At 49.6% G+C, this 10,864-nt stretch carries 7 protein-coding genes, 7 tRNA genes and 3 rRNA genes; 14 read left to right on the forward strand and 3 right to left on the reverse strand.

Annotated elements, in window-relative coordinates:
• From L4D79_RS00005 to L4D79_RS00030, 6 genes are all read left to right on the forward strand, one after another.
• A 16S ribosomal RNA gene (locus tag L4D79_RS00005) occupies positions 1–240 on the forward strand; the annotation flags it as partial.
• 72 nt (positions 241–312) lie between these two features.
• Positions 313–389: transfer RNA gene (locus tag L4D79_RS00010), tRNA-Ile, on the forward strand.
• A gap of 44 nt (positions 390–433) precedes the next feature.
• A tRNA-Ala gene (locus L4D79_RS00015) sits at positions 434–509 on the forward strand.
• 272 nt (positions 510–781) lie between these two features.
• Positions 782–3,672, forward strand: a 23S ribosomal RNA gene (locus tag L4D79_RS00020).
• A gap of 119 nt (positions 3,673–3,791) precedes the next feature.
• Positions 3,792–3,907, forward strand: a 5S ribosomal RNA gene (rrf, locus tag L4D79_RS00025).
• Positions 3,908–3,973: 66 nt separating this feature from the next.
• Positions 3,974–4,050: transfer RNA gene (locus L4D79_RS00030), tRNA-Asp, on the forward strand.
• A 558-nt stretch (positions 4,051–4,608) separates the two neighbouring features.
• Here the strand turns inward: L4D79_RS00030 and L4D79_RS00035 are convergent.
• From L4D79_RS00035 to L4D79_RS00045, 3 genes are all read right to left on the reverse strand, one after another.
• A complete protein-coding gene (locus L4D79_RS00035) occupies positions 4,609–5,241 on the reverse strand; it encodes a nicotinamidase (RefSeq protein ID WP_428645709.1) in 633 nt (210 codons plus the stop codon).
• An 11-nt stretch (positions 5,242–5,252) separates the two neighbouring features.
• The gene (gene pssA, locus L4D79_RS00040) at positions 5,253–6,602 is read right to left on the reverse strand and encodes a CDP-diacylglycerol--serine O-phosphatidyltransferase (RefSeq protein WP_428645711.1); all 1,350 of its coding nucleotides are present in this window, start codon (positions 6,600–6,602) and stop codon (positions 5,253–5,255) included.
• 103 nt (positions 6,603–6,705) lie between these two features.
• Positions 6,706–7,158: a GNAT family N-acetyltransferase gene (locus tag L4D79_RS00045; protein ID WP_428645714.1), complete on the reverse strand. Its 453-nt coding sequence runs from the start codon at positions 7,156–7,158 to the stop codon at positions 6,706–6,708.
• Positions 7,159–7,233: 75 nt separating this feature from the next.
• Here L4D79_RS00045 and murB point away from each other — a divergent pair, with 75 nt between their 5' ends.
• From murB to L4D79_RS00085, 8 genes are all read left to right on the forward strand, one after another.
• Positions 7,234–8,274, forward strand: a complete 1,041-nt coding sequence (gene murB / locus L4D79_RS00050; RefSeq protein ID WP_428645717.1) for a UDP-N-acetylmuramate dehydrogenase — start codon at positions 7,234–7,236, stop codon at positions 8,272–8,274.
• Positions 8,271–9,233: a bifunctional biotin--[acetyl-CoA-carboxylase] ligase/biotin operon repressor BirA gene (birA, locus tag L4D79_RS00055; RefSeq protein WP_428645720.1), complete on the forward strand. Its 963-nt coding sequence runs from the start codon at positions 8,271–8,273 to the stop codon at positions 9,231–9,233. Before murB ends, birA begins: the two co-directional genes overlap by 4 nt.
• Entirely contained in the window at positions 9,233–9,964 is a 732-nt protein-coding gene (locus tag L4D79_RS00060) for a type III pantothenate kinase (protein WP_428645722.1), read from the forward strand. Before birA ends, L4D79_RS00060 begins: the two co-directional genes overlap by 1 nt.
• Before the next feature lie 96 nt (positions 9,965–10,060).
• A tRNA-Thr gene (locus L4D79_RS00065) sits at positions 10,061–10,136 on the forward strand.
• Between the two features lie 37 nt (positions 10,137–10,173).
• Positions 10,174–10,258: transfer RNA gene (locus L4D79_RS00070), tRNA-Tyr, on the forward strand.
• 39 nt (positions 10,259–10,297) lie between these two features.
• Positions 10,298–10,372, forward strand: a tRNA-Gly gene (locus L4D79_RS00075).
• Positions 10,373–10,384: 12 nt separating this feature from the next.
• Positions 10,385–10,460: transfer RNA gene (locus L4D79_RS00080), tRNA-Thr, on the forward strand.
• Positions 10,461–10,564: 104 nt separating this feature from the next.
• Positions 10,565–10,864, forward strand: a 300-nt coding sequence (locus L4D79_RS00085) for a GTP-binding protein (protein ID WP_428645725.1), incomplete at its 3' end; no start/stop codon positions are given.

Genomic DNA, 10,864 nt, shown 5'->3' on the forward strand with positions numbered 1-10,864 from the left:
CGGATTGGAGTCTGCAACTCGACTCCATGAAGTCGGAATCGCTAGTAATCGTAGATCAGAATGCTACGGTGAATACGTTCCCGGGCCTTGTACACACCGCCCGTCACACCATGGGAGTGGGCTGCACCAGAAGTAGATAGCTTAACCTTCGGGGGGGCGTTTACCACGGTGTGGTTCATGACTGGGGTGAAGTCGTAACAAGGTAGCCCTAGGGGAACCTGGGGCTGGATCACCTCCTTAACGATATGACTGCTGTTTTATGCAGTGTCCACACAGATTGCTTGGTTAATAGTAAAAGAACGTGAAAGACTTGGGTCTGTAGCTCAGGTGGTTAGAGCGCACCCCTGATAAGGGTGAGGTCGGTGGTTCAAGTCCACTCAGACCCACCACTTTCTCTCCCAGAGGAAGTGAGTGTGAAGTCTTTCAATACGTTGGGGCTATAGCTCAGCTGGGAGAGCGCCTGCCTTGCACGCAGGAGGTCTGCGGTTCGATCCCGCATAGCTCCACCACTTTCTAAACACTTTATTGATAAAGTCGTTAGAAAGTGGTTTTTTATCCCCTTGGGGATAACGAAACACATGCTCTTTAACAATCTGGAAAGCTGACTAGTAAATTCAATCCAATGAATGCAATACTAAAAAGTTTCATCGAAAGATAAAAACGAGTTCTCAAGCAACACACATTCAAGTGTCTTGTGTAAGAGTCCGGCGAAACAACAGTCCATCATAACTCAGATGGACAACCTTGGTTGTTGACCATACGAAACCTCTTGGGGTTGTATGGTTAAGTGACTAAGCGTACACGGTGGATGCCTGGGCAGTCAGAGGCGATGAAGGACGTGCTAACCTGCGATAAGCCAAGAGAAGATGGTAAGAATCACTATACTCTTGGATTTCCGAATGGGGAAACCCAGCTGCATAAGCAGTTATCGTTACGTGAATACATAGCGTAACGAGGCGAACCGGGGGAACTGAAACATCTAAGTACCCCGAGGAAGAGAAATCAACCGAGATTCCGGCAGTAGCGGCGAGCGAACCCGGATTAGCCCTTAAGCTAGTTTGACGACAGGTGAATGTGCTGGAAAGCACAGCGATACAGGGTGATAGCCCCGTAACCGGTAGCACAATATCAGTGAAAACGAGTAGGACGGGACACGTGATATCCTGTTTGAAGATGGGGGGACCATCCTCCAAGGCTAAATACTCCTGACTGACCGATAGTGAACCAGTACCGTGAGGGAAAGGCGAAAAGAACCCCTGTGAGGGGAGTGAAATAGAACCTGAAACCGTGTACGTACAAGCAGTAGGAGCCCACTTGTTGGGTGACTGCGTACCTTTTGTATAATGGGTCAGCGACTTAATTTTAGTAGCAAGGTTAACCGATTAGGGGAGCCGTAGGGAAACCGAGTCTTAACTGGGCGTACAGTTGCTAGGATTAGACCCGAAACCAGGTGATCTAGCCATGGGCAGGTTGAAGGTGAGGTAACACTTACTGGAGGACCGAACCGACTAATGTTGAAAAATTAGCGGATGACTTGTGGCTAGGGGTGAAAGGCCAATCAAACCTGGAGATAGCTGGTTCTCCCCGAAAGCTATTTAGGTAGCGCCTCGGACGAATACTACTGGGGGTAGAGCACTGTTAAGGCTAGGGGGTCATCCCGACTTACCAACCCTTTGCAAACTCCGAATACCAGTAAGTACTATCCGGGAGACACACGGCGGGTGCTAACGTCCGTCGTGGAGAGGGAAACAACCCAGACCGCCAGCTAAGGTCCCAAAGTTATAGCTAAGTGGGAAACGATGTGGGAAGGCTCAGACAGCCAGGATGTTGGCTTAGAAGCAGCCATCATTTAAAGAAAGCGTAATAGCTCACTGGTCGAGTCGGCCTGCGCGGAAGATTTAACGGGGCTAAGCTATACACCGAAGCTGCGGCAATGCAATTTATTGTATTGGGTAGGGGAGCGTTCTGTAAGCGGTTGAAGGTGCATCGTAAGGTGTGCTGGACGTATCAGAAGTGCGAATGCTGACATGAGTAACGATAAAGGGAGTGAAAAACTCCCTCGCCGGAAGACCAAGGGTTCCTGTCCAACGTTAATCGGGGCAGGGTAAGTCGACCCCTAAGGCGAGGCCGAAAGGCGTAGTCGATGGGAAACGGGTTAATATTCCCGTACTTCTTATAATTGCGATGGGGGGACGGAGAAGGCTAGGTGGGCCTGGCGACGGTTGTCCAGGTTCAAGGGTGTAGGCTGTAATCTTAGGCAAATCCGGGATTACACTAGGCTGAGACCCGATGTCGAGTCACTACGGTGATGAAGTCATTGATGCCATGCTTCCGGGAAAAGCCTCTAAGCTTCAGATTATAAGAAATCGTACCCCAAACCGACACAGGTGGTCGGGTAGAGAATACCAAGGCGCTTGAGAGAACTCGGGTGAAGGAACTAGGCAAAATGGTACCGTAACTTCGGGAGAAGGTACGCTGCCGGCGGTGACAAGACTTGCTCCCTAAGCTGCTGGCAGTCGCAGATACCAGGTGGCTGCAACTGTTTATTAAAAACACAGCACTGTGCAAAATCGAAAGATGACGTATACGGTGTGACGCCTGCCCGGTGCCGGAAGGTTAATTGATGGGGTTAGACTTCGGTCGAAGCTCTTGATCGAAGCCCCGGTAAACGGCGGCCGTAACTATAACGGTCCTAAGGTAGCGAAATTCCTTGTCGGGTAAGTTCCGACCTGCACGAATGGCGTAATGATGGCCACGCTGTCTCCACCCGAGACTCAGTGAAATTGAAATCGCAGTGAAGATGCTGCGTACCCGCGGCTAGACGGAAAGACCCCGTGAACCTTTACTACAGCTTGGCACTGAACATTGAACCTACATGTGTAGGATAGGTGGGAGGCTTYGAAGCGCAGTCGCTAGATTGCGTGGAGCCGTCCTTGAAATACCACCCTTGTAGTTTTGATGTTCTAACGTCGCCCCGTTATCCGGGGTGCGGACAGTGCCTGGTGGGTAGTTTGACTGGGGCGGTCTCCTCCCAAAGCGTAACGGAGGAGCACGAAGGTGGGCTAATCACGGTCGGACATCGTGAGGTTAGTGCAATGGCATAAGCCCGCTTGACTGCGAGAATGACAATTCGAGCAGGTGCGAAAGCAGGTCATAGTGATCCGGTGGTTCTGTATGGAAGGGCCATCGCTCAACGGATAAAAGGTACTCCGGGGATAACAGGCTGATACCGCCCAAGAGTTCATATCGACGGCGGTGTTTGGCACCTCGATGTCGGCTCATCACATCCTGGGGCTGAAGTCGGTCCCAAGGGTATGGCTGTTCGCCATTTAAAGTGGTACGCGAGCTGGGTTTAGAACGTCGTGAGACAGTTCGGTCCCTATCTGCCGTGGGCGTTGGATGATTGAGAGGGGCTGCTCCTAGTACGAGAGGACCGGAGTGGACGAACCTCTGGTGTTCGGGTTGTGTCGCCAGACGCATTGCCCGGTAGCTAAGTTCGGAATCGATAACCGCTGAAAGCATCTAAGCGGGAAGCGAGCCTCGAGATGAGTCATCCCTGAACCTATAAGGTTCCTAAAGGGTTGTTGAAGACTACGACGTAGATAGGCAGGGTGTGTAAGCGCTGTGAGGCGTTGAGCTAACCTGTACTAATTGCCCGTGAGGCTTAACCATACAACACCCAAGGGGTTTTAGCGGACTCCATGAGCACTTGAATGCGTGTTGAGAACAACTAGTTAGATTTTCCCAGATTGCTATTTACTGCCCGGGGGGCGGTGAATAAACAGAATTTGCTTGGCGACCATAGCATTATGGACCCACCTGATCCCATGCCGAACTCAGTAGTGAAACGTAATAGCGCCGATGGTAGTGTGGGGTCTCCCCATGTGAGAGTAGGACATCGCCAGGCTCCCAATTTAGATATGCGTATTGAACGACGTGTATCGGATAGACATGAACATGTTTATCACCGTGTGGAGCGGTAGTTCAGTTGGTTAGAATACCGGCCTGTCACGCCGGGGGTCGCGGGTTCGAGTCCCGTCCGCTCCGCCACTTATTAAGAAGCCACGCTAGAAATAGCGGGGCTTTTTTGCATTCTGTGCGCCCTAAAAGTGCTGCGCACTTTAGTCGCGGCACTGGCCGTGCGCGTTGAGTCCCATCAGCTCCGCCACTTATTAAGAAGCCTCGCTAGAAATAGCGAGGCTTTTTTACATATGTCGGATATGTTCGCCTTGCAGGCGAATGAGTCCCGGACGGACGCGTCCCCGGTGGTGCGCCAGCCCGGCCGCTCCGCCACTTCTTCGAAAGCCTCAGCAGAAATGCTGGGGCTTTTTTGTATCAGTCAATGTTTGGCCTACGGCCAAATAGCCCAAGACTAGGCGTCCCCGTCAAAAGACTCGGGCTTTTTTACGTCTTCAAGGTGTGTTCGCCCTTCGGGCGTAAAGAGCTATAAGAGAGTCAGTTGTGTTTTCTCATGCCACTGACAAGGGTGTTGTGAATCTATCCAAATAGGTATGCAGCTATCGATATAAGCAAGCTATCTGGTAAAGGTGCGGATAAAGAAAACCCAGCCATGGGCTGGGTTTCATTAGTGATATTACAGAGAAAGCGCTATGAGAGCAGTGCCTCAACGGCATTGATGTTGCGACAGACACTGATACCAGCCTCTTTCATCTCGGCACAAGCTTTTTCAACGGTTTCTGGGTCGATACCACGGCAAGCAGCGAGATTGACAATGACCTTAAATAGCCCGGTTGCTTGCAATTGAAGGGCAGTGGTTTTAACACAGTAGTCAGTTGCTAAGCCACCGATCAATACCGTCTTAACGGATTGGGTTTGTAACCATTCGATCAGTCCGGTGCTGAGTTTTTCCCTAAGATCATGGTAGCAAGCACCATAAGGGTGAAGATCCGGCTCGATCCCCTTCCAAATCACATGATCATACTCAGTGACAGGCGGGAGATCTGGAATAGTTTCAAAACCTGGTGTCCCCGGCACTGCATGGCTGACCCAAGTCAGATCTGCATTGGGGTGATCTAACGGTGAAAGCATCTTGTCATGTGTTTCTACAACCCACACCGCATTACTTGGATGAGCGTCCTTGGTCAGAACGCGTAACTCAGCTAAATCAGCCTGGTGGTTTAGCGCCTGTCCAATAGTGTCACCTTCAGCAACCGGCAATTCGTTCGGACACAGAGGTGTGAACGTTTTTTGCGGATCAACATCAATGGCTGCAATCGTCATGGCTGCCTCTCTTACAGGATCTGGTTAAGGATATGATCAGCCTTAACGCGTCGAATACGCTTGATCAGTTTTCGCACTGGGGCCGGGTAAGCATCAACCTTGTCGATGAACTTATAGCTCCCAACAAGTTGGGTGTGCTTTAGAATGCGGTCAAGCTCACGCTGCTTCTGGTCTGCCAATAGCTGTTGCTTATCATGGACCAGAATGGCATTTTCCAAGTCTAGCTTCCAAGCCCTAGGGTTTAGATTGTTACCAGTGATCAGCATATAGCTGCGATCAACCCAGATCCCCTTAAGGTGGAAACTATTGTCATTGTGCTTCCACAGGTGGATAGCAAGTTGGCGCCTTGCGATGGCGGCTTCATTCTGCTTAGCGAAGTGACGCAGATTGACTTCATACAGATAAGGAAGCCCTGCGATGGTTTTAAACGGCTCGCTAGGTGGGATATAGAAATCATTCGCCGTTTTGTCGCCGACGATGATTGTTACTTTCACACCGCGACGCAGCGCCCTTTTCACTTCCCTGCTAATGCTGCGTGGAAAGTTGAAATAAGGGGTGCAAATTGTCAGTTCTTTTTGTGCGCTCGCAATCAGGGTACAGATATGCTGGTTCAGCCGGTTCTTCCGTTTGCCCAGGCCAACGAGTGGTGTTAGGCCGACTTCGTCATCAGAGATCTGCTCTGGGTTATATTGGTAACTGGCTCTTTGTAATTGGTGGCGCAGTTCTTTTATTGCTCCTTTCAGGTTACGGGTCTCTGGACGGTTGACCTGACTGAGGCAGTTAACAGCATCGCTGTTCACTAATGTGTCGACAATGAAACTGGCCATGCTGTCGGCAAGGTGGCCATTTTTGATCACGTGATAGCGGTCATAGCGATAACGTTGGTGTTGAGCCAGATACACATCGTTTAGGCTGGCACCGCTATAGATGATCTTGTCATCGACAACAAAGCCTTTTAGGTGAAGAACACCGAAGACCTCGCGGTTACGGACCGGTACTCCGAGAATATCAATCTGATGCTCGTATTTCTCCGAGAATTCGCGGTATAGGGCGGCATTACCATCTGATTTATCGGCTCCTATAAGCCCACGCTGAGCCCGGTGCCAGTCAACCAGTACCTTTATATCAAGTTCAGGGTGAGCCTGCTTGGCTTCGTACAGCGCAGTGAGGATACCACGTCCACCATCGTCATCTTGGAGGTAGAGCGCGACTAGATAAATACGCGCTTTGGCATTGGAGATTTCTTGGTGGAGACGTTCACGGAACGATCCGGCATCGAGAAGGGTCTCTAAATCATCTGGCTTGTGTGCAATACACGGCAGTTGCTCAATGCGTTGCTTGTTAGCAATAGCTGAATCCATTATCGCCTCGTTTACGCGACCTTAATAAGGATGAATCGGTTAGTTAAGGGCGCAATTATATCAGAAAAACATCATAGTCAACGTATTGCTAAGTTGGCTTATATCACGCTTGGCTTAATTCAAGCTTACTCCTTTGATCATAGATCATGGGAGTGAGTGTTTTACCGCTTTGCCTATAGCGGCTGATCCTTGACTGGAGCGGCTCGGGTAACTCATTATCCTTAATGATGACAAATCCAGACTCTTGGTAAAACTCTTCCAAGTAGCTGAAGGCAAAGCAGTAACATTGGGAAGTGGTTACTTGTTCTCTGCAGGCTTCTAGGAGGGCGATGCCATGGCCTTGAGATCGGAGTTCTGGGTGTACAAGCATACCGGTGAGCAGTTGGTACTCGTCAAATTGCTTGAACCTGACACAGGCCTTTATGCCTTTGTTATCCTCACCGATCCAGATCACTTCATCTTTTTTTGCCTTCCCTGCAGGATAATAAGACTTGTAAAAGCGGTTAACTAACGGAAACCGAAGAGGCTCTAGAGGGTGGAATCTAAGCTTGCTCATAGTGAAAACACTGCCAAGAGTGGATGAATCAGTTAAAATGAACCCCCTAGTATAAAGGTATGGATCAGAAGTCGCATGAAAGTTTTGCAAGATAGGTCACTAGCACCATTTCATACATTTGGTTTGGATGTGAAGGCCAAAGACATTGTCGTTGCCGAGACAACACAAGACTTGGTGTCTATCTGGCAAGATGAACGGTATCGGGATCTGCCTAAGTTGATCCTAGGCCAAGGGAGCAATATTCTTTTTTGTGATAATTTCTCCGGTGTTGTAATCCTCAACCGTATCGCTGGTATAGACGTTGAAGAAACGGCTCAGGCTTTTATGCTTCATGTTGGGGCTGGTGAAGATTGGCATCGTCTAGTGACTCAAACCGTTGAGCAAGGTATGCCTGGATTGGAAAACTTGGCATTGATACCAGGCTGCGTCGGCTCATCGCCCATCCAAAATATCGGCGCTTACGGGGTCGAGCTGAAAGATATCTGCGTATATGTCGACACCGTAGAGCTAGAAACGGGTAAGCAAAGCCGCCTGACTGCCGAAGAATGCCAGTTTGGCTACCGAGACTCTATTTTTAAACATGCGCTAAAAGACAGTCATGCCATTATCGCTGTTGGTTTAAAGTTACCAAAAGCATGGAAGCCCGTGATTTCCTATGGCCCGCTGGCACAATTTGAGCCTGAGACCGTGACGGCGAGAGAGATTCTTGCAGCTGTGTGTGAAATTCGACAGGATAAGCTGCCGGATCCGAAGGTGCTTGGTAATGCCGGTAGCTTTTTTAAAAACCCTTTGGTTGAGTCAAACCTTGTTAAGCATCTACTTGCACAATACCCTTCGATGCCGCATTATCCTCAATCCGATAATTTGGAAAAACTAGCTGCCGGATGGCTTATCGATCAGTGCCAGCTCAAAGGCCATCAAATAGGTGGAGCTCGGGTGCATGACCAACAAGCGTTGGTCTTGGTCAATTACCACCACGCAGACGTCCAAGATGTATTACAACTTGCTCAGTATGTCGTGGACTGCGTGGAAGCGAAATTTGGTATCCAGCTACAACATGAAGTTCGCTTTATGGCAGCGGCACAAGAAACAACATTGGCAGAGGTACACCGATGAAAGAGCACTCCACACGCCTTGCTCTGATTGCTCAGTTGGCGGATGGACAGTTCCATTCTGGCGAAGCCTTGGGAGAGACCCTAGGGATATCCCGCGCTGCAGTGAGTAAACATATTAAGGTTTTAAGGACGTGGGGAATTGATATTTTCCGCTTGCAGGGCAAAGGTTACAGCCTACCTAAAAAACTGGAACTCCTTGATTGCGATAAGATCTTGGCTCAGGTAAAGTGCCCGAGATTAGAGCTTATTCCAGTGATTGACTCTACCAACCAATACTTGCTTGATCGCGTTGGCGCCATGCCAAAAGGCGCATGCTGTCTAGCCGAATATCAGCAAGCGGGGCGGGGTCGTCGGGGCCGCCAGTGGTTATCCCCATTTGGCAGTAATCTATACCTTTCAATGTACTGGCGGCTAGATGCGGGTATTGCTGCGGCAATGGGGCTGAGCTTGGTCGTCGGTGTTGCTATTGCTGAAGCGCTTGAGTCCTTGGGGACGGAAGGGATCAAGGTTAAATGGCCGAATGATCTCTACTACCAAGACCGCAAGTTGGCTGGCATCCTTGTGGAAATGTCCGGTCAGACTGGCGAGGCGGCACATTTGGTCATTGGCATGGGCCTTAATATCGCAATGCCGGAGTCAGAAGGCGAGTCGATTGAACAGTCTTGGACTAACCTTGCCGAGGCCTGCGATACACTGCCTGATCGCAATACGCTCGCAGCAACGTTGATCAATCGCCTGCATGATGCTTTGAGTGATTATGAAGAAAGCGGGATGGACGGCTTTACAACGCGCTGGAATAGGCTGGATAACTTTTTGGATCGCCCTGTGAAGTTATTGATGGGTAACCGTGTAGTGGAAGGGATTGCTCGCGGGATCAATAACCAGGGAGCGTTATTACTGGAAACCGAGCAAGGGGTAACACCTTACCTCGGTGGTGAAATCAGCCTTAGAGGTTGTTGATGCAAATTTTGATTGAAGCGGGCAACAGCTATGTAAAAGTTGCCCAATTATTTGAAGATGGTCATTTCACGTTGCTGGGACGTTTCCCAAGCAAGAAGCTGGAAATGGTCTTGGAGCCCTTACTGGAGAATGGAGTCACCAGAATTGTTTTCGCAAGTGTCGGGCCGGTGGAAGTTGACAACTCTATTCAACGTATCTCGCAGTTAGCCAATATCCCGGTAATGCAGGTGAAGACACTGAAGAAAGACTTCGGTGTCAAGAACGCGTACAGCGAATACCAGTATCTGGGGGTAGACCGCTGGTTGACGCTAGTGGCGATTCGCCAGGAATTCAAAGCGCCGACAGTCATTGTTGATATCGGCACTGCCCTAACTTTTGATGTCATGTCCGAAGAAGGGAAGCATCTTGGAGGCTGGATAGCACCTGGTTACCAGCTGATGATGAAGTCGGTGCTCGAGAATACCACCAAGGTCTTCTCCGACAGGGAGCATAGCGATACCCTGACCTTTGCCGATAACACCGCTGATGGACTAAAAAACGGATGCCGAGCCGCCTTGGTCGGGCTGATTGAATATGGTCTGGCACAAGCCAAAGAGCGATTAAAAACTGAACCTAAAGTGATCCTATGTGGCGGAGGCGTTCGACATTTGCCTCAGATGTGGGGGAAGGACTACTATCACCGCTCGGATTTGGTATTGGAAGGCCTTGCTTTGTATGCGAAATGTCGCTAACGGCTAAAATTTGCCCAGCAAGGTTCGAAATCTGAAAAAATCGCTAAAAAGGTATTGCAAGGCTACAAATAGTTCTCTAGAATGCGCAGCACTTACGCCGACTTAGCTCAGTAGGTAGAGCAACTGACTTGTAATCAGTAGGTCACCAGTTCGATTCCGGTAGTCGGCACCACTTTCTCCTAAATGAGTGAAAGTGCTTGAAAAAATTTGGAGGGGTTCCCGAGTGGCCAAAGGGATCAGACTGTAAATCTGACGGCTCTGCCTTCGATGGTTCGAATCCATCTCCCTCCACCAGTTTCAATAGAAAGAATAGCTTATCGAGTGACGATTTTTGCGGGCATCGTATAATGGCTATTACCTCAGCCTTCCAAGCTGATGATGCGGGTTCGATTCCCGCTGCCCGCTCCACATTTCTTGTGTGCTGATATAGCTCAGTTGGTAGAGCGCACCCTTGGTAAGGGTGAGGTCGGCGGTTCGACTCCGCCTATTAGCACCACTCTCTCCTTAAGTCAGTTCAATCCTTTTGATATATACTCTACAAACCCATGATTGGTTGTGTGGTCGTAATGCCACCAAATACCGTGCCTAGAGGGACTATCCATGTCTAAAGAAAAATTTGAACGCGTAAAACCGCACGTTAACGTTGGTACTATCGGCCACGTTGACCACGGTAAAACAACTCTAACTGCTGCTATCTGTACTACGCTTGCAAAAGTGTACGGTGGCCAAGCTAAAGACTTCGCATCTATCGATAACGCTCCAGAAGAGCGCGAGCGTGGTATCACAATCTCTACTTCTCACGTAGAGTACGATACTCCAACTCGTCACTACGCACACGTAGACTGCCCAGGACACGCCGATTACGTTAAAAACATGATCACTGGTGCTGCGCAGATGGAC

This window comes from Photobacterium satsumensis, assembly GCF_050336935.1.
GTDB lineage: Bacteria > Pseudomonadota > Gammaproteobacteria > Enterobacterales > Vibrionaceae > Photobacterium > Photobacterium satsumensis.